This window comes from Mycolicibacterium diernhoferi, from assembly GCF_019456655.1.
GTDB classification, from domain to species: Bacteria; Actinomycetota; Actinomycetes; order Mycobacteriales; family Mycobacteriaceae; genus Mycobacterium; species Mycobacterium diernhoferi.
The window spans coordinates 4,242,774-4,260,228 of record NZ_CP080332.1; the positions used below are offsets into that span (position 1 = coordinate 4,242,774).

Below are 17,455 nucleotides of genomic sequence, written 5' to 3' on the forward strand. Positions count from 1 at the left end.
TCAGTCCTTCCCCAGCTCAAGGAGCAATTGGTCGCGCTGGCGGGCCAACTCGGGAGTGATCTCGTGGTAGACGGTGTTGAAGACGTCGGCGATGTCCATATCCGGGGCGCCGACGACGGCGTCGCGTAACTCGGCGCGCAGCCGGCCGGCGCGGCCGGCGACCCGTTCGGCCAGTCGTTCGGTGAGCACCCCCACCGAATCCAGATACGTCGCGTACCGGTCGATCGGGTCGCGCGCGGCCCATTGCTCGACATCCTGCGCCGTGCGGTATCGCGTCGGGTCATCGGAGGTGGTGTGCGGGGCCATCCGGTAGGTCATCGCCTCGATGAATGTCGGCCCGCCGCCCTGGCGGGCCCGTTGCACGGCCCGTTCCATCACGGTGAAGCAGGCCAGCACGTCGTTGCCGTCCACCCGCACCGCGGGCATGCCATACCCCGCGGCGCGATGCGCCAACGACTCGGCCGCGTACTGGTGGGTGGCCGGTACCGAGATCGCCCACTGGTTGTTCTGCACGACGAACACACACGGGGCCCGGAATACCGCGGCCACGTTCAATGCCTCGTGCGCATCACCCTCGGACGAGGCGCCGTCACCCATGTAGGCCACCGTCACCGAATCCTCTTGCAGGCGTTGGGCGGCCATCGCGGCGCCGACGGCGTGCAGGCCGTTGGCCGCGATCTGGACGCAGAACGGCGCACAGCATTTTTCGGTGAACGACAGCCCGCCGTGCCAGGTGCCGCGCCACAGCGCACTCATCTGTGCGGGCGTGATGCCGCGGGTCAGGAACGCGCCGAGCTCGCGGTACGCCGGGAACAGCCAGTCGGTCTTGCGCAGGCAGGCCGCGGTGCCGACCTGGGCGGCTTCCTGCCCACGGCAGGACGCGTAGAGCGCCAGCTCACCCTGACGTTGCAGATTGACGAATTCGACGTCGAGTTCGCGGGTGAGCACCATCTGCTCGTAGAGCCAGCTCAGTGTTTCCGGCGGCAGATCACGACGGTAGCGACCCTCATCGCTGGGTGTCCCGTCCGGCTGGACGAGCTGCACCACATCGTCTACCGCCGCACCGTCCATACCGCCTCCTTCAGATGGCGACATGTTAGGCCGCCAGTCCACAGGGTGCTGGGTACTGCGGCGATCGGCGCGATTCCCCTGGTCAGGGGTGCTGGCTAGCTACCGGGGTGTGGTGCCAGCGCGACGATCCGCTCCGCCCGTCGCAATACCGGGGCATCCACCATTATGCCTTCGAAAGCCCAGGCGCCCTGTTGATCGGCGGCGGCGGCAAGGATGTGTAGAGCCCACTCGACCTGCTCCGCGGTGGGCCGGTAGCCCTCGCGGATCACCGCCACCTGGCTCGGGTGCAGAGCGACCTTGACGTCGAAGCCGACCGCGACGGCGTCATCGGTCTCCCGCCGCAGCCCGTCAAGATTCTTGATGTCGATGTACACCGAGTCCAGCGCCAACCTGCCGTACGCCTTGGCGGCCAGCAGCGACTGGGAGCGGACGTGGATGGCGACGTCGCGGTAGGTGTCGTCGGGGAACCGGTTGGCGGTCCCGCCCATGAACCCGAACAGGTCCTCGGCACCCCACATGACGCCGACGGCGTTGGCGGCCGCGGCGGTCTCGGTCACCTTCAGCGCACCGAGGGGCGTCTCGACCAACACGATCACCTCCAACGGCGCCAGCACGGTCACCTGGCCGACGGCCTCACATTTGGGCAGCATCACGGTGGTGTACTCGGTGCGGCCCAGTGCCTCCAGGTCCAACCGCTGGTCCTCGGTGCCGTCTGCGTTGATCCGGACCACCGTGCGGGCCGGATCCAGCGGGGTGTTGACCAGCGCTTCGCGCGCGGCGGGTCTGTCACCGGCACCGTCCTCCAGGTCGAGAATGACGACGTCAGCTGCGGCGGCGGCCTTTTCGAACCGCTCGGGGCGGTCTGCCGGGCAGAAGATCCAGGCCGGTCCGGTGCTGGCGAGCGTCACTGATCCTCCTGCGGCTTCTTGCGGACCATCGTCTTGCGGGATGCGGTGGCCACGATCTCGCCGTGCTGGTTACGGCCGGTGTGGGCGAACGTGACGATGCCCTCGCCGGGACGGCTCTTGGACTCCCGCTTGTCGATCACCTCGGACTCGGCGTACAGCGTGTCGCCGTGGAAAACCGGTTTGGGGAAGGCGATGTCGGAGAAACCGAGGTTGCCGACGATGGTGCCCTGGGTCAGCTGGGCCACCGACAGTCCGACCAGGGTGGACAGCGTGAACATCGAGTTCACCAGGCGGGCATTGAACGGCGGCAGCGCCTCGGCGAAGGCCGCGTCCAGGTGTAGCGCCTGGGTGTTCATGGTCAGCGTGGTGAACAGCACGTTGTCGGCTTCGGTGATGGTGCGACCGGGCCGGTGCCGGTAGACGACGCCGGGCTCGAACTCCTCGAACCACAGCCCACGCTGCTCGACAATGCGTTTCTCCGTCACAGGCCCAGCTCCCGCCCGATCAGCATCAGCTGCACTTCGGTTGTCCCTTCACCGATTTCGAGGATCTTGGAATCCCGGTAATGCCGGGCCACCGAATACTCGTTCATGAAACCGTAGCCGCCGAAGATCTGGGTGGCGTCGCGGGAGTTGTCCATGGCGGCCTCGCTGGCCACCATCTTGGCCACCGAGGCGGCCTTCTTGAACGGCTTGCCGGCGAGCAGCAGGGCGGCGGCGTCGTAGTAGGCGGTGCGCGCGACGTGAGCGCGCGCCTCCATCCGGGCGATCTTGAAGGCGATGGCCTGGTAGGTGCCGATCTTGGCGCCGAACGCCTCCCGCTCCTTGGCGTACTTGACGCACTCGTCCACACAACCTTGCGCGGCCCCGACCGACAGGGCGGCGATCGCGATCCGGCCCTCGTCGAGGATGCGCAGGAAGTTCGCATACCCGCGGCCACGCTCGCCGAGCAGGTTCTCCTGAGGCACCCGGACATCGTCGAAGCTCAGCGGGTGGGTGTCCGAGGCGTTCCAGCCGACCTTGTTGTAGGCGGGTTCGGCGGTGAAACCGGGAGTGGGCACCGGGACCAGGATGGAGGAGATCTCCTTCTTGCCTCTGCCATCCCCCGAGTCGCTTCGCTCCTGCCCCCCGGGACCGCTCTCCCCGGTGACCGCGGTGACGGTCACGAGTTTGGTGATGTCGGTGCCGGAGTTGGTGATGAACTGCTTGGTGCCGTTGATCACCCAGTCCGACCCGTCCGCCTTGGCGGTGGTCCGGGTGGCGCCGGCGTCGCTGCCGCCGCCGGCCTCGGTCAGGCCGAAGGCGCCCAGGGCCTTGCCGCTGGCCAGCAGCGGCAGCCATTCCTGCTTCTGCGCGTCGTTGCCGAACCGGTAAATCGGCATGGCGCCCAGCGAGACACCGGCTTCCAAGGTGATGGCGACGCTCTGGTCGACCTTGCCCAGTTCTTCCAGCGCGAGGCAGAGCGCGAAGTAGTCGCCGCCCATGCCGCCGTACTCCTCGGGGAACGGCAGGCCGAACAGGCCCATGTCGGCCATCCCGGACACCACTTCGTACGGGAAGCTGTGTTCCTCATCGTGTTTGGCGGCCACCGGGGCGACTACGTGCTGCGCGAAGTCGCGGACGGTCTTGGCCAGTTGTGTGTAGTCGTCGGGCAGTGACCCGGTCGACAAGAAGTCAGTCATGACTCGGTCTCCTTGGTTGCAGCGATGATTCGGGCCAGCGGCTGGCCCACCTTGACCTGGTCGCCGACGGCGACGAGAAGTTCGACCACGCCGTCGACCGGCGCGGACAGGGCGTGTTCCATCTTCATGGCCTCGACGGTGACGACGACGGTGCCGGCGCTCACCTCGGCGCCGTCGACGACGCCCACGGCGACGACCGCCCCGGGCATCGGGCTGAGCAGCTCGGCGTCCCCGGCGTGTTCGTCATCGGGACGTACCGGCGCCTCGCGCACCTCGTGCACCGCGATGGTGCGGTCCGGACCGGCCAGCCAGACATGGCTGCCCTCGGCGGCCGCGATGTACTCGACGCGGATCCCATCGACGGTCACGGTGAGGGTGCGATCCCGGCGTGCCGCGCTGATCCGGTAGCTGTCTCCGTGCTCGACCTCGGCCACCGCGGCATCGGGGCTGCCGGTGATACGCACATGGTCCACCCGCTCCCCCGCACCGAGGCGCAGCACCGTCGGCGCATGCGCACCGGTGCGCCATCCCGAGGGCACCGACCAGAGGCTGCCGTCGGCGTGCGCCCAGGTGTCCAGCCAGCGGTAGGCCGCGGCGGCGATGAGTTCTCCGTCGGTGGCTTGTGGCGCAACGTAATCGGGTGTGCGGCGGTCCAACAGCCCGGTGTCCAGCCGGCCCGCGGCCACGTCGGGGTCCGCGAGCAGGAAACGCAGGAAGTCGATGTTCGTGGTGACACCGAGCACGGCGGTCTGCGCCAACGCCCGGTCCAGCCCCTGCAACGCCGCATCGCGGTCCGCGCCGTGGACGATCACCTTGGCCAGCATCGGGTCGTAGTCGCTGCCCACGACGGTGCCCGGGTAGATGCCCGAATCATTGCGCACTGAGCAGATTCCCCGGTCGCTGCGCTCCTGCCCGCCGTCGGGGCTCTCCACGACGTCCAGCACGGTGCCGCCGGTCGGCAGGAACCCGTTGCCGGGATCCTCGGAGTAGACGCGGGCCTCGATCGCATGCCCGGTCAAGGTGACGTCGCCCTGGGCGATTCCGAGTTCGGCGCCGGCGGCGATACGGATCTGCTGTTCGACCAGATCCACCCCGGTGACCATTTCGGTCACCGGGTGCTCGACCTGCAACCGGGTGTTCATCTCCATGAAGAAGAACTCGTCGGGCGCATCGGCGGACACGATGAACTCGACGGTCCCGGCGCCGGTGTAGTCGACGGAGCGTGCCGTGTTACAGGCCGCCTCGCCGATGCGGGCCCGGGTCGCCGCGTCGAGCAGCGGCGAGGGCGCCTCCTCGATGACCTTCTGGTGCCGGCGCTGCAGGCTGCACTCGCGTTCGCCGAGATGGATGACGTTGCCGTGCCCGTCGGCGAGTACCTGCACCTCGATGTGGCGGGGCCGCAACACGAACCGCTCCAGGAACAGCGTGTCGTCACCGAACGCCGAGGCCGCCTCCCGGCGGGCCGAGACGAGGGCGGCCGGCAGCTCGGCGGCCTCGTGCACCACCCGCATGCCCTTGCCGCCACCCCCGGCCGACGGCTTGACCAGGACCGGGAACCCCACCTCGGGGGCCCCGGCGATCAGGTCCTCGTCGGTGAGGCCGGGCCGCGAGATCCCGGGCACCACCGGCACGTCGAACTCCGACACCGCGGCCTTGGCGGCGATCTTGTCGCCCATGGTCTTGATGGCGGTCTCCGGGGGCCCGATGAAGACGATGCCCGCGGCCTCCAGGGCTGCCGCGAATTCGGCGTTCTCGGCCAGGAATCCGTAGCCCGGATGCACCGCCTGCGCCCCGGTGCGTTGCGCCGCGGACACGATCGCACCGATGTCGAGGTAGCTCTGCCGGGCCGCGGCCGGGCCGATGCGTACCGCGGTGTCGGCCTCGGCGACGTGGCGGGCGGTCGCGTCGGCGTCGCTGTACACCGCGACCGAGCGGATGCCCAGGGCGCGCAGGGTGCGGATGACACGGACCGCGATCTCGCCGCGGTTGGCAACAAGGACTGTGTGGAACATCATCTCGCTCACATCCGGAAGACGCCGTAGGACACCGGCTCCAGCGGAGCCTGTGCGACAACTGAGAGGGCAAGGCCCAGAACGGTTCTGGTGTCGGCTGGGTCGATGACGCCGTCGTCCCACAACCGGGCTGTGGAGTAGTACGGGTTGCCCTGGTGTTCGTACTGCTCGCGGATCGGGGCCTTGAACGCCTCTTCCTGCTCGGGCGTCATGTCGCCCCGCACGGTGGCCAGCACCGAGGCCGCCTGCTCGCCGCCCATCACCGAGATGCGCGCGTTGGGCCACATCCACAGGAACCGCGGCGAGTACGCCCGTCCGCACATCGAGTAGTTGCCCGCGCCGTAGGAGCCGCCGATCACCACCGTCAGCTTCGGTACCCGGGCGCAGGCCACCGCGGTGACCATCTTGGCGCCGTGTTTGGCGATGCCGCCGGCCTCGTAGTCACGGCCGACCATGAACCCGGCGATGTTCTGCAGGAACACCAGCGGGGTGTTGCGCTTGTCGCACAGTTCGATGAAGTGCGCGCCCTTGACCGCGGATTCGCCGAACAGCACACCGTTGTTGGCGATGATGCCGACCGGGTGGCCGTGGATGCGGGCGAACCCGGTCACCAGGGTGGTGCCGTATTCGGCCTTGAACTCCTGGAATTCACCACCGTCGACGACCCGGTCGATGACTTCGTGGACGTCGTAGGGCACCCGCGAATCGACGGGCACGACATCGTAGAGCTCGGTCTGGTCGGCGATCGGCGCGACGGTCGGCCGGACCTCCCACGGCGGGTCGAGGCGCGGCCCGAGAGTGCCGATGATGCGGCGCACGATGCGCAGCGCATCGCGATCGTCGTGAGCGAGATGGTCGGTGACGCCGGAGGTCTTGGAGTGCAGGTCGCCGCCCCCGAGTTCCTCGGCGGTCACCACCTCGCCGGTCGCGGCCTTCACCAGCGGCGGGCCGCCGAGGAAGATGGTGCCCTGATTGCGCACGATGACGGCCTCGTCGCTCATCGCCGGCACGTAGGCGCCACCGGCGGTGCAGGAGCCGAGCACGGCCGCGATCTGCGGAATGCCCTGCGCGCTCATGGTCGCCTGGTTGTAGAAGATCCGGCCGAAGTGCTCGCGGTCGGGGAAGACCTCGTCCTGGCGCGGCAAGAAGGCGCCGCCGGAGTCCACCAGATAGATGCAGGGCAGCCGGTTCTGTAGGGCGATCTCCTGCGCGCGCAGGTGCTTCTTCACTGTGATCGGGTAGTAGGTGCCGCCTTTGACGGTGGCGTCGTTGGCCACGATCATGCATTCGCGCCCGGAGACCCGCCCGATGCCGGCGATCATGCCCGCGCCCGGGCACTCGTCGTCGTACATGCCGTCGGCGGCCAGCGGCGCCACATCCAGGAACGGGCTGCCCGGATCGAGCAACCCGTCCACCCGATCCCGCGGGAGCAGCTTGCCGCGTCCTACGTGGCGTTCTCGTGCCTTCTCCGGACCGCCCAGCGCCACCGCATCGAGCTTGGCGCGCAGTTCGGTCACCAGGGCGACATGTGTGTCGCGATGTGTCATCGCTGGGACCCGTTTCCACTTGAGTTAATGACGACTAACTCGGTACGATGTTAATCGTCACTAACTCAAATGTCTATGCCGGGATGGGGCCGAGGATGACCGAGACTCCGCGCAGCAAGGCCAAATCCGATCGCCGGACCCAGCTCATCGGTGCGGCCGAGAGGCTGGTCGCCGAACACGGCTACCTGGCCGTGCGCCTGGAGGACATCGGCGCCGCGGCGGGCGTCAGCGGTCCCGCGATCTACCGGCACTTCCCCAACAAGGAAGCCCTGCTGGTCGAATTGCTGGTCGGCATCAGCACCCGCCTGCTGGCCGGCGCCCGCGAGGTGGTCGCGGCCGCCCCGGACGCCGCGGCCGCCCTCGACGGGCTGATCGACTTCCACCTCGACTTCGCGCTCGGCGAATCGGATCTGATCCGCATCCAGGACCGCGACCTCGGGCACCTGCCGCCGGCGGCCAAGCGTCAGGTCCGCAAGTCCCAGCGGCAGTACGTCGAGATCTGGGTCGACGTGCTCCGCCAGATCGACCCCCGGCTCGACGAGGCCGACGCCCGACTCAAGGCACAGGCCGTCTTCGGGTTGCTCAACTCCACCCCGCACAGCGTCAAAATGCCCAGCACAGACCACGCTTCACGCACCATCCTGCGGGCGATGACGGTGGCCGCCCTGGCCGCCGCACACTGAGTCGCGGCCCGGCGACCCGCCCGGTGACTGAACACCCCGCACAGTTCGCGCGGGTACCGTGTGTCCTCATGAGGTGGGCATGACCGAATCGCCACGTAGGGACGAGCCGACGCAGCGAATCGACGGCGGCCGGTACGGGTACACCGATCCCGCCTACGCGGGGCAGAACCCGTACGGTCCACGCCCCACCGAACCGCTGCCCGCATACCCGGCCTACGGATACGACCCGACCGGTCAATACGCCGCCGGGTCCTACGGTTCGCCGACGCCGCCGCCCGCCCCGCCGGAGCCGCCGGGCACGCCGCGCTGGCTGTGGATCGTCGCGGGCATCGCCGTCGTCACCGTCGTCGGTCTGGTCATCGCGCTCGTCATCGTCAACAGCTCACAGCAACAGACCGTCGTCGCCCCGGTACCCACGCTCTCGGAGAAGCCGACCGAGCCCACGATGCCCACCACCCCGCCGACCACGACGCGCCGCCCCACCACGACCCCGCGCCCGGTGGTCCCGCCGACCACCACCGGAGCGGCGCCGACCACCTCGGCCACCCCGGGCGCCACCGAGACGGTGACCTATGACGTCACCGGTGAGGGCCGGGCCATCAACGTCACCTACGTCGACGACGGCGGCATCCTGCAGACCGAGTTCAACGTGCTGCTGCCGTGGAGCAAGACGGTGGCGCTGGCGCAGCCGGCCAAGCAGTCGGCCAGCGTCAGCATCATCAACGTCGGCCGTCAGGTGAGTTGTTCGATCACCATCAGCGGGGCCACGGTGCGCCAGCGCACCGGATCGGGCCTGACCATCTGCAGCCCGATCGGTTAGACCGCGCGGACGGTGCGCGGCGTGCGGACGCCGAGCATCAGGATCAGGCCGATCCCGAGCACCAGGCACAGCCCGCCCATCCCGGCGCGGTCGGTGCCGAAGATGCCGATGAACAACGCGAACAGCCACGGCGCCAACGGCGCGGCGGCCCGCCCGGTCGTGGTGTAGAGACCGAAGGCGACGCCCTCCTTACCCTCGGTCGAGATCCGCAGCATCTGGGTGCGCGCCGCGGACAGGGTGGGTCCGATGAACAGGCACAGCAGCAGCCCGCAGATCCAGAACGCCAGCGGCCCCGACAACGTCATCAGCGTCAGGCCCACCACGATCATCAGCGTCAGCGCGGTGACGATCACCGGTTTGGCGCCGAACCGGTCGTCGAGCAGACCACCGGCCACCGCACCGACGGCCGCCACCAGGCATGCACACACCCCGAACAGCAGCACGCTGGCCGGCGAAATGCCGTACACGCTGACCCCGAGCACCGCGCCGAAGGTGAAGACGCCGGTCAGCCCGTCCCGGAAGATCGCGCTGGCCACCAGGTAGTAGACGACGTTGCGGTCGCGGTGCCATTCGCTGCGCACCTCTGCCCACAGCTTCCGGTAGGAGGCGAAGAAGCCGACCGACCGGTGCGCCGGATCGGGCGCCGGGGCGGGTGCGGTGATCAGCAGCGGCAGCGTGAACGCCACGAACCAGGCCGCGGTCAGCAGCATCGCGGCACGCACGTTCTGCCCGTCATCGGTCGGCAGGCCCAGCAGTCCGCCGTCGCCGGCCATGAAGCCGATGTAGACGATCAGCAGCAGGCCGACACTGCCGCCGTAGCCGACCGCCAGGCCCGCGCCGGAGACCCGACCGGAGGTCGCCGGCGTGGACAGCTGGCTGAGCATGGCGTTGTAGGGCACGGTGGCCAGGTCGTTGCAGGCCGCGGTGAACGCCAGCAGCGCGAGCCCGGCCCACAGATAGGTGTAGTCGGTCCGGATGAAGCTCATGCTGACCACCAGCAGGACCACCGCACCGGCCAGCAGGGCGAGAGCGCGGCGACGGCGGTGCGGGGCGTCCACCCAGATCCCGGTCACCGGGGCCAGCAGCGCGACGATGAGCCCGGCCGCGGTCAATGCCCAGCCGAGCCAGCTCGACGGCGTCGTCTCCCCCGGCAGCCCGGCGCCGACGGCATCGGTCAGATAGACGGAGAAGACGAAGGTGACCACGATCGCGTTCACCGCGGTGGCACCGCAGTCGTAGAGAACCCACGATCGGACCTGTGACCGCCGGGCCTTCGCGGGCGCCGACCCGGGGCTGCTCATGGCCGTCACCTTATAAGTCCCTACGATTTCTCCCATGCCCGTACCCGCGCCCCACCCCGACGCCCGCGCCGTCGTCACCGGTGCCTCCCAAGGAATCGGTGAGGCCCTCGCCCTTGACCTGGCCGGCCGCGGCCACAATCTGATCATCACCGCGCGCCGCGGAGAAGTGCTCACCGAGCTGGCCGAGCGGATCACCGCGAAGCACGGCGTCACCGTCGAGGTGCGCGCGGTGGACCTGGCCGATCCGGCGGCCCGCGACGTGTTCTGCGAGGAGCTGGCGAGTCGCAACATCTCCATCCTGTGCGCCAACGCCGGGACGGCCACCTTCGGCCCGCTGGCCAAGCTCGACCCGGCCGGGGAGAAGGCCCAGGTTCAGCTCAATGCCATTGCGGTGCACGACCTCTGTCTGGCGGTGCTGCCCGGCATGCTGGAGCGCCGGGCGGGCGGCATCCTGATCTCCGGGTCCGCCGCGGGCAACTCACCGATTCCGAACAACGCCACCTACGCGGCGACCAAGGCCTTCGCGAACACCTTCAGCGAATCGCTGCGCGGCGAGGTCAAGAGCGCCGGCATCCACGTCACGCTGCTGGCACCCGGCCCGGTGCGCACCGAGCTGCCCGACCCGTCCGAGCAGTCGCTGGTGGAGCGGCTGATCCCGGACTTCCTGTGGATCGACACCGAGTACACCGCCAAGCTGTCGCTGGACGGCTTGGAGCAGAACAAGATGCGCATCGTCCCGGGCCTGACCTCGAAGGCCATGTCGGTGGCCAGCGGCTACGCCCCGCGCGCGATCGTCACCCCGATCGTCGGCGCGGTCTACCGGAAGCTCGGCGGCGAATAGGTTCTGCGCGAATCAGCGGCGGCGACGCCGGCCGGTGCCGAAGATGCTGCGGGTGATCTCCCGGCCGATCACGGTGCCCGCCGAGCGCATCGCGCTCTTGAATGCCGGGCTGGCGACCATCTTGTCCAGCAGGCCCGGCTCGGCGATATCGCGGGCCTTGATCGTGCCCCCGCCCTCCGCGGATCCCACCGGGGTGGTGGGCAGCGGCGGCGGCAGGTCGGGCGTTGGCGGTGCCGGGGCCGGCTCCGGCGGGGCGAGCCGGGCGTTGAGCATCTCGTAGGCGGATTCCCGGTCGATGGTCTGCCCGTAGGTGGCCTGCAGCGGACTGGCCGCCGCGGCGGCCTTGATCGCGTCGGGGCCGATGGTGTCCATCAGCGACCGCGGCGCCCGCATCCGGGTCCAGGCCACCGGGGTCGGTGCACCCTTCTCGGACAGCACGGTGACGATGGCCTCCCCGATCCCGAGGGACGTCAGCGCCTTCTCCAGGTCGTAGACGTCGGTCTTCGGGTAGGTGCGCACCGTCTTGCGCAGCGCCTTCTGATCGTCGGGGGTGAACGCGCGCAGCGCGTGCTGGACCCGGGCGCCCAGCTGGCTGAGCACATTGTTGGGCACATCGGTGGGCAACTGGGTGCAGAAGAAGACGCCGACGCCCTTGGAGCGAATCAGCTTGACGGTCTGCTCGACCTGCTCCAGGAACGCCTTGGATGCGTCGTTGAACAGCAGGTGCGCCTCGTCGAAGAAGAACACCAGCTTCGGCTTGTCCAGGTCGCCTTCCTCGGGCAGCGTGGTGAACAGGTCGGCCAGCACCCACATCAGGAAGGTCGAGAACATCACCGGGCGCGCAGCCTGGGCGCCCAGCTCCAGCAGCGTGATGACGCCGCGGCCCTGTGGGTCCAGCCGGATCAGGTCCTTGGGTTCCAGTTCGGGCTCGCCGAAGAAGGTGTCACCACCGTCGGCCTCCAGGTTGATCAGCGCGCGCAGGATGACCCCGGCCGTCGTCGGCGACACCGCGCCCAGGGCCTTGAGTTCGGGCTTGCCCTCGTCGCTGGTGAGGTACTGGATGACCGCGCGCAGATCCTTCAGATCCAGCAGCGACAACCCCTTCTGGTCGGCGAAGTGGAAGATCAGGCCCAGGGTGGACTCCTGGGTGGCGTTGAGCCCCAATACCTTCGACAGCAGGATCGGCCCGAAGCTGGTGACGGTGGCGCGCACCGGCACGCCGATCCCCTCGGTGCCCAGCGACAGGAACTCCACCGGGTAGCCGGTGCCCGCCCACGTGTCGCCGGTGTCGGCGGCACGCTGCGCGGTCCGGTCGCTGTTCTCCCCCGGCCGGGACAACCCGGACAGATCCCCCTTGACGTCGGCCATCAGCACCGGCACCCCGGCGGCGGAGAGCTGCTCGGCCATCACCTGCAGCGACTTGGTCTTGCCGGTGCCGGTCGCGCCGGCGACGAGCCCGTGCCGGTTGACCATGGCCAACGGAATCCGGACCTGTGCACCCGGATCGACCACCCCGTCGACGACGACGGTTCCCAGCTCCAGAGCCTGCCCTTCAACGGCGTAACCTGCGGCGATCTGCTGAGCCGGGGTCGCGGCCGATTCTGCGGTCATGCGCCTGACATTACTGAACACGCAACAACAGGGCAGGTGCAGGCAGCGATTCGCCGGCGGTGGGAATACTGTGGATCTCCGTGCGTGAAGAACTCGTGTGGATCGACTGTGAGATGACCGGGCTCGATCTGAAGTCCGACAAGCTCATCGAGATTGCGGCATTGGTCACCGATGCCGACCTCAATGTGCTCGGTGAAGGTATCGACGTGGTCATCCACGCCGACCCGGCCGACCTGTCCGGCATGGTCGACGTGGTCGCCAAGATGCACTCCAAGTCCGGTCTGGACAAGGAGGTGCTGGCCTCCTCGATCGACCTCGCGACGGCGGAGACGATGGTGCTCGACTACATCCGCAGCCACGTCAAGCAGCCCAAAACCGCGCCGCTGTGCGGCAATTCGATCGCCACCGACCGTGGTTTCATCGCCCGCGACATGCCGACCCTCGACGAGTTCCTGCACTACCGGATGATCGACGTCAGCTCCATCAAGGAACTGTGCCGGCGCTGGTACCCGCGGATCTACTTCGGCCAGCCGGAGAAGGGCCTCGCGCACCGCGCCCTGGCCGATATCCACGAGTCGATCCAGGAGTTGCGGTACTACCGCCAAACCGCCTTCGTGGCCGCTCCCGGGCCTTCGACCAGCGAAATCGCCGCCGTGGCGGCCGAGCTGGGACCGGCCGGCAGCGCGCCGAAGGAGTCCGATTCGGCTTAACGGCCCTCGACCGGTTAAGATCGTCAGCGCCGCTCAGGCGGCAATGGTGGCTGTAGTTCAGTTGGTAGAGCACCAGGTTGTGATCCTGGCTGTCGCGGGTTCGAGTCCCGTCAGCCACCCGCGCAGGTGGGAGGGCCCTTAGGCCCTCCCACCGTTTGCGTTCTAGGGGCGGTTGCGACGAACGTTCGCAAGCCGGGCGCCGATCACTTCTTGAAGGCGTCCTTCACCTTCTCGCCGGCATCCTTGAGGTTGGACTTCGCCTGATCGCCCTTGCCCTCGTTTTCGGTGTCCCGGTCGCCGGTCACCTTTCCGGCCGCTTCCTTCGCCTTTCCACCGAGGTCCTGCATCTTGTTCTTCGCCTTATCGATGCCGCTCATGGTGCGCACTCCTGTTTCGCCGGGAACCAGTCCGGATTGGCCGGCTCTCCCGTTAGGGGTACCTCTCAAGCGGGTCACCAAACCCGCAGCCTGCCAACGGCTCTCAAGGTGAGAATCTCCCGGCTAAGAGGTTGCGGCGCCGCGCCGGCACACCTGATCCGCCACTACAGGCCCGGGCGCTCGGTCTTTGACGCCAAGGCCCCCGCCCGAGCAGAACCGCCGGGCAAATCCGATCGACAGGTCCGGACAATCCGCGCCCAGTGATGTAGATCACAGGCGACGGGCCACCCACCTCGATCAGCGGGACCATCGGGTCCCTGCCACCCCGCGACCGAGGTTGGCCTCAGGACGCGGGGGCCGCTGCGCGCCGGATGCGCGGGGCCAGCTGCACCACCTCGGGCACCACGGTCGGGTTCAGATACGCGGCGCCGACCAGTGAAACCAAGGTGTTGGCGACGTCGTTGAGCGCCGACATCTGCTCGGGCAGTTGCCCGTGTGACACCCACGACTTGAACAGCAGCGAGAGCAGGTCACGATCGGCGCCGCGCAGGATCTCGGTGTCCTCGGTGGGGCCGATGCCCACCCGCACGATCGACAGGTCCGGGTGCTCGCTGCGCCACGAATGCAGGATCTCGTTGAGCGCGGCCTTGCTGGCGTTGTAGGCCGCCACCCCGGCGCGCGGCCGGCCCACGTCGTGGCTGGAGGTGATCAGCACGACGCCGTCCTCGGACAGGTGCGGCTGCACGGCCCGCAGTACCCCGTGCGCGCCCAGGGTGTTGACGTTGAAGGCGTGGATCCAGGTGGCGATGTCGGTGTCCTCGATATGCGCCATGGGAGCCACCGTGCTGGTGAACACGACGGCGTCGAAACCACCGAGGGTGTCGGCCGCCTCCCCCACCACCCGGGTGATGGCCGCGGGATCCTCGACGTCGAGCTCGAAGGCCCAGCCGCCGATCTTCTCGGCCAGCTCCGTCAGCAGCTCGGTGCGCCGGGCCGCGACCGCGACCTTGGCGCCGCGCTCGGCGGCCTGGACGGCGACCGCGTGCCCGATACCCGACGATGCGCCGACAACGAGCACTCGCAACCCGGCGATATCAGAACCTTCACCACTCATCGTGTGTACGACTCCCTTTCCTTCACCCTCACGGTGTTAGGACACCCTATGTTCGGGACAGTACCGCGCGCGATGAGTTCTGGTCGCACAGTGGGTCTACACGGACACGAACTGCCGGAAAAGGAGACCCCCATGGCTACAGCCAAACCACCGGTCGTGGATGCGGACACCTGGCGGGCCGCGCTCGCGGATCTGCGCCGACGCGAGAAGGCCGCCACCCGGGAACTCGACGCGATCGCCGCCGAGCGCCGCCGGCTGCCGATGGTGCAGCTGCCCGACTACACCCTGATCGGCGCACAGGGACCGGTGCGGCTGGCCGACGTGTTCGAAGGCCGTTCACAGCTGATCACCTACAACCACATGTGGTCCGACGGCGCGGAATGGCAATGCGGCGGCTGCACCGGGTTCACCTCGCAGTTCACCCGGCTGGACTTCCTGGACAACTACGACGCGCGGTTCGTCATCGTCACCAACGGGCCGATCGAGGAGGCGCTGGCCTACCGCGACAAGGTCGGCAACAAGATGGATTGGTACTCGTCCGCGGAGAGCAGCTTCGGCGCCGACGTCGACGCCGCCCCGGGTGAGGGTTTCGCGGTGAACGTATTCTTGCGCGACGGCGAGACCGTCTACCGCACCTGGCACACCAACGGCCGCGGCACCGAACAGCTCAGCCATTCCTTCGCGCTGATCGACGTGCTGCCCTACGGCCGACAGGAGGAATGGCTGGACTCGCCGCCGGGATGGCCGTCGCGGCCCACCTACTCCGGATGGCTGGACAGCCCCGACATCGCCCGGTTCTACGGAAGCGACACGCAGTGACCTCCACTCACAGGACCGATGCCGCCGAGCGCTACGTGATCACCCGCACCATCCCCGCCGGCCCCAGCGCGGTGTTCGCCGTCCTCACCGACCCGGCACGCCATCAGGACATCGAACCGACCGACTGGGTGCGCGAGGCTGTGGACCCCCAACCCATCACCGGTGTCGGGCAGATGTTCGTGATGAACATGTTCCTGGAATTCGCCGGCGGACACTACGTGATGCACAACCTGGTCACCGAATTCGAGCGTGACCGCACAATCGCCTGGCTGCCCGGCCAGCTCGACGAATCCGGCGAGCATCAACCCGGCGGATGGTGGTGGCGCTACGACCTGGCGCCCAACGGCGACGGCACCGATGTGACGATCACCTACGACTGGACCGGCACACCGCAGAGTTTCCGCGACCAGGTCGGCGGCATGCCGCCGTTCCCGCCGGCATACATCGAGGATTCCCTTGCCGCACTGGAGAATGCGGCCACCTAGGCTCTCCCCGGCGGCCCGTCAGGCGCTGGCGTTGCCGGCCTTCCACTGCGACCACGGGATGTTCCAGTCGCCGAGACCGTCGGTGCCGGGCAGCACCGACCCGACGGTGCCCACCACCTCCACGATGTCGCCGCGCTTGGTGTTCTCGTAGAACCACTGGGCGTTGGAGGTGCTCACGTTCAGGCAGCCGTGGCTGACGTTGCTGTAGCCCTGGCTGCCGACCGACCACGGTGCGCCGTGCACGTAGATGCCGCTGTAGGACATCTGCGTGGCGTAGTCCACCTCGGTGCGATATCCGTTGGGAGAGTTCACCGGAACGCCGTAGGTCGAGGAGTCCATCACCAGTTCGGCGAACCGTTCACCGATGATGTACACGCCGTTGTTGGTCGGTGTGCTGTTCTTGCCCATCGAGATCGGCATCGTCTTGACGACCTCGCCGTTGCGCCGGACGGTCAGCGTCTTGGTGCTGTCATCGGCGACGGCGATCACCTCGTCACCGATGGTGAAGTCGGTGCTCGCGTTGTCCTGCCCGAACAGACCGTCACCGAAGTCCACACCGTAGCTGTTGACCTCGACGCTGACCTTGGTGCCGGGCTTCCAGTATTCGGCCGGACGCCAGCGCACCTCACGGTTGTTGAGCCAGTAGAAGGCGCCGTCCACCTCGGGTGTGGTGGTGACCTTGATGGCCTGCTCGGCCGCGGCGCGGTTGGTGATGCTCTCGTCGAAGCGCACCGCGATCGGCTGGCCGACGCCGACGACGGACCCCTCGGTGGGCATCAGGTAGGGCATGGTCAGGTTCTCGGGCGAGTGCGTCTCGAAGGTCGCCTTGGTGACCGCCTCGCCGCCCAGACCCGACGAGCGCGCGCTCAGCGTGTAGCTGGCGTTGTAGTCCAACGGATCGGTGGTCGACCAACTCAGCCCATCGGCACTGAGTTCACCGGCGACCGGGTCGCCGTCCTCGTCGATCAGGCTGACGACGCCGAGAACGCCACCCTCGGTGCTGACCCTGACCGGCTCGTCGACGGTGACGCCGACGTCCCCGTTGGTGACCGAGGCGGTGAGCTTGGGCACCAGCAGGTCGCTGTACGGGGTGCCCTTGTCGGCGATGGTCTTGGGTTGATCGGGGGCCTGATGGCTGCTGCAGGCGCCGAGGGTCAGCACTGTGCTCAACGCCACTGCGATCAGGATTGGCCATGTCTTGCGGCGACCCACACCCACCACCGGCGAGACCTGAACCATCTATTTTGCTCCACTTTTGCATCAAGAACCGCGGGGTCACGGTTAATTGGCAATAGTCTAAGGGAACGACCGACAACTGGCCCTCTGCACGAACCGGGGACCCCGGTTGTCATGCGGATTTCATCTTGACGCGTCGGTGCTGTTATTGTTTCCAGCGCGCGCCGTTAGCTCAGTTGGTAGAGCAGCTGACTCTTAATCAGCGGGTCCGGGGTTCGAAACCCTGACGGCGCACCAGT

The 17,455-nt window shown here is 68.2% G+C and carries 17 protein-coding genes and 2 tRNA genes; 8 read left to right on the plus strand and 11 right to left on the minus strand.

All coding sequences use genetic code 11. From position 1 onward, the window contains the following. From pdhA to K0O62_RS20020, 6 genes are all read right to left on the minus strand, one after another. Positions 1-1,071, minus strand: coding sequence for a pyruvate dehydrogenase (acetyl-transferring) E1 component subunit alpha (gene pdhA, locus K0O62_RS19995; RefSeq protein ID WP_073853378.1), 1,071 nt, complete (start codon positions 1,069-1,071; stop codon positions 1-3). Between the two features lie 95 nt (positions 1,072-1,166). Beyond that, on the minus strand, positions 1,167-1,979 hold the full coding sequence (locus tag K0O62_RS20000) for an HpcH/HpaI aldolase/citrate lyase family protein (RefSeq protein WP_073853376.1): 813 nt from the start codon (positions 1,977-1,979) through the stop codon (positions 1,167-1,169). Beyond that, positions 1,976-2,464: a MaoC family dehydratase gene (locus tag K0O62_RS20005; RefSeq protein ID WP_073853374.1), complete on the minus strand. Its 489-nt coding sequence runs from the start codon at positions 2,462-2,464 to the stop codon at positions 1,976-1,978. The genes K0O62_RS20000 and K0O62_RS20005 overlap by 4 nt, the downstream gene beginning before the upstream one ends. Next, positions 2,461-3,660, minus strand: coding sequence for an acyl-CoA dehydrogenase family protein (locus tag K0O62_RS20010; RefSeq protein WP_073853372.1), 1,200 nt, complete (start codon positions 3,658-3,660; stop codon positions 2,461-2,463). Before K0O62_RS20010 ends, K0O62_RS20005 begins: the two co-directional genes overlap by 4 nt. Continuing rightward, entirely contained in the window at positions 3,657-5,675 is a 2,019-nt protein-coding gene (locus K0O62_RS20015) for an acetyl/propionyl/methylcrotonyl-CoA carboxylase subunit alpha (protein ID WP_073854317.1), read from the minus strand. The genes K0O62_RS20010 and K0O62_RS20015 overlap by 4 nt, the downstream gene beginning before the upstream one ends. A gap of 5 nt (positions 5,676-5,680) precedes the next feature. After that, positions 5,681-7,219 carry a carboxyl transferase domain-containing protein gene (locus K0O62_RS20020; RefSeq protein WP_073853370.1) on the minus strand — a complete coding sequence of 513 codons (1,539 nt, stop codon included), beginning with the start codon at positions 7,217-7,219 and terminating at the stop codon, positions 5,681-5,683. Between the two features lie 95 nt (positions 7,220-7,314). Here K0O62_RS20020 and K0O62_RS20025 point away from each other — a divergent pair, with 95 nt between their 5' ends. Then, positions 7,315-7,902 (plus strand): SACE_7040 family transcriptional regulator, encoded by a 588-nt coding sequence (locus K0O62_RS20025; protein ID WP_205870749.1) that lies wholly within the window; start codon positions 7,315-7,317, stop codon positions 7,900-7,902. 79 nt (positions 7,903-7,981) lie between these two features. Continuing rightward, positions 7,982-8,722 carry an MmpS family transport accessory protein gene (locus K0O62_RS20030; RefSeq protein ID WP_097933445.1) on the plus strand — a complete coding sequence of 247 codons (741 nt, stop codon included), beginning with the start codon at positions 7,982-7,984 and terminating at the stop codon, positions 8,720-8,722. Here K0O62_RS20030 and K0O62_RS20035 read toward each other — a convergent pair. Beyond that, on the minus strand, positions 8,719-10,023 hold the full coding sequence (locus tag K0O62_RS20035) for an MFS transporter (protein ID WP_073853364.1): 1,305 nt from the start codon (positions 10,021-10,023) through the stop codon (positions 8,719-8,721). The genes K0O62_RS20030 and K0O62_RS20035 overlap by 4 nt on opposite strands. Positions 10,024-10,057: 34 nt before the next feature. Between K0O62_RS20035 and cmrA the strand changes: the two genes are divergently transcribed. Beyond that, on the plus strand, positions 10,058-10,864 hold the full coding sequence (gene cmrA / locus K0O62_RS20040) for a mycolate reductase (RefSeq protein ID WP_073853362.1): 807 nt from the start codon (positions 10,058-10,060) through the stop codon (positions 10,862-10,864). A gap of 12 nt (positions 10,865-10,876) precedes the next feature. Here cmrA and K0O62_RS20045 read toward each other — a convergent pair whose 3' ends face one another. After that, positions 10,877-12,475, minus strand: coding sequence for a helicase HerA-like domain-containing protein (locus tag K0O62_RS20045; RefSeq protein WP_073853360.1), 1,599 nt, complete (start codon positions 12,473-12,475; stop codon positions 10,877-10,879). An 80-nt stretch (positions 12,476-12,555) separates the two neighbouring features. On the opposite strand from K0O62_RS20045, the gene orn reads away from it, so the two are divergent. Further along, a complete protein-coding gene (orn, locus tag K0O62_RS20050) occupies positions 12,556-13,185 on the plus strand; it encodes an oligoribonuclease (RefSeq protein WP_073854315.1) in 630 nt (209 codons plus the stop codon). Between the two features lie 46 nt (positions 13,186-13,231). Beyond that, positions 13,232-13,304: transfer RNA gene (locus K0O62_RS20055), tRNA-His, on the plus strand. Between the two features lie 84 nt (positions 13,305-13,388). Here the strand turns inward: K0O62_RS20055 and K0O62_RS20060 are convergent. Both K0O62_RS20060 and K0O62_RS20065 read right to left on the minus strand, forming a co-directional pair. Continuing rightward, entirely contained in the window at positions 13,389-13,562 is a 174-nt protein-coding gene (locus K0O62_RS20060) for a CsbD family protein (protein ID WP_073854313.1), read from the minus strand. 343 nt (positions 13,563-13,905) lie between these two features. Further along, a complete protein-coding gene (locus K0O62_RS20065) occupies positions 13,906-14,676 on the minus strand; it encodes an SDR family oxidoreductase (RefSeq protein WP_073853358.1) in 771 nt (256 codons plus the stop codon). A 132-nt stretch (positions 14,677-14,808) separates the two neighbouring features. On the opposite strand from K0O62_RS20065, the gene K0O62_RS20070 reads away from it, so the two are divergent. Next, on the plus strand, positions 14,809-15,495 hold the full coding sequence (locus K0O62_RS20070; RefSeq protein WP_073854311.1) for a DUF899 domain-containing protein: 687 nt from the start codon (positions 14,809-14,811) through the stop codon (positions 15,493-15,495). Continuing rightward, a complete protein-coding gene (locus K0O62_RS20075; protein ID WP_073853356.1) occupies positions 15,492-15,980 on the plus strand; it encodes an SRPBCC family protein in 489 nt (162 codons plus the stop codon). The genes K0O62_RS20070 and K0O62_RS20075 overlap by 4 nt, the downstream gene beginning before the upstream one ends. An 18-nt stretch (positions 15,981-15,998) precedes the next feature. On the opposite strand, the gene K0O62_RS20080 is transcribed toward K0O62_RS20075, so the two are convergent. Beyond that, on the minus strand, positions 15,999-17,219 hold the full coding sequence (locus K0O62_RS20080; protein WP_073853354.1) for a L,D-transpeptidase: 1,221 nt from the start codon (positions 17,217-17,219) through the stop codon (positions 15,999-16,001). A gap of 158 nt (positions 17,220-17,377) precedes the next feature. Between K0O62_RS20080 and K0O62_RS20085 the strand changes: the two genes are divergently transcribed. Beyond that, a tRNA-Lys gene (locus K0O62_RS20085) sits at positions 17,378-17,453 on the plus strand. Positions 17,454-17,455 lie beyond the last annotated feature (2 nt).

Excerpts from the sequence above, each read along its gene's own strand:
- cmrA (WP_073853362.1), top strand. The coding sequence starts at position 10,058 with ATGCCCGTACCCGCGCCCCACCCCGACGCCCGCGCCGTCGTCACCGGT.
- K0O62_RS20025 (WP_205870749.1), top strand. The coding sequence starts at position 7,315 with ATGACCGAGACTCCGCGCAGCAAGGCCAAATCCGATCGCCGGACCCAG.
- K0O62_RS20030 (WP_097933445.1), top strand. The coding sequence starts at position 7,982 with ATGACCGAATCGCCACGTAGGGACGAGCCGACGCAGCGAATCGACGGC.
- K0O62_RS20020 (WP_073853370.1), bottom strand. The coding sequence starts at position 7,219 with ATGACACATCGCGACACACATGTCGCCCTGGTGACCGAACTGCGCGCC.
- K0O62_RS20045 (WP_073853360.1), bottom strand. The coding sequence starts at position 12,475 with ATGACCGCAGAATCGGCCGCGACCCCGGCTCAGCAGATCGCCGCAGGT.
- K0O62_RS20015 (WP_073854317.1), bottom strand. The coding sequence starts at position 5,675 with ATGATGTTCCACACAGTCCTTGTTGCCAACCGCGGCGAGATCGCGGTC.
- K0O62_RS20065 (WP_073853358.1), bottom strand. The coding sequence starts at position 14,676 with ATGAGTGGTGAAGGTTCTGATATCGCCGGGTTGCGAGTGCTCGTTGTC.
- K0O62_RS20080 (WP_073853354.1), bottom strand. The coding sequence starts at position 17,219 with ATGGTTCAGGTCTCGCCGGTGGTGGGTGTGGGTCGCCGCAAGACATGG.
- K0O62_RS20010 (WP_073853372.1), bottom strand. The coding sequence starts at position 3,660 with ATGACTGACTTCTTGTCGACCGGGTCACTGCCCGACGACTACACACAA.
- pdhA (WP_073853378.1), bottom strand. The coding sequence starts at position 1,071 with ATGGACGGTGCGGCGGTAGACGATGTGGTGCAGCTCGTCCAGCCGGAC.
- K0O62_RS20070 (WP_073854311.1), top strand. The coding sequence starts at position 14,809 with ATGGCTACAGCCAAACCACCGGTCGTGGATGCGGACACCTGGCGGGCC.
- K0O62_RS20035 (WP_073853364.1), bottom strand. The coding sequence starts at position 10,023 with ATGAGCAGCCCCGGGTCGGCGCCCGCGAAGGCCCGGCGGTCACAGGTC.
- K0O62_RS20060 (WP_073854313.1), bottom strand. The coding sequence starts at position 13,562 with ATGAGCGGCATCGATAAGGCGAAGAACAAGATGCAGGACCTCGGTGGA.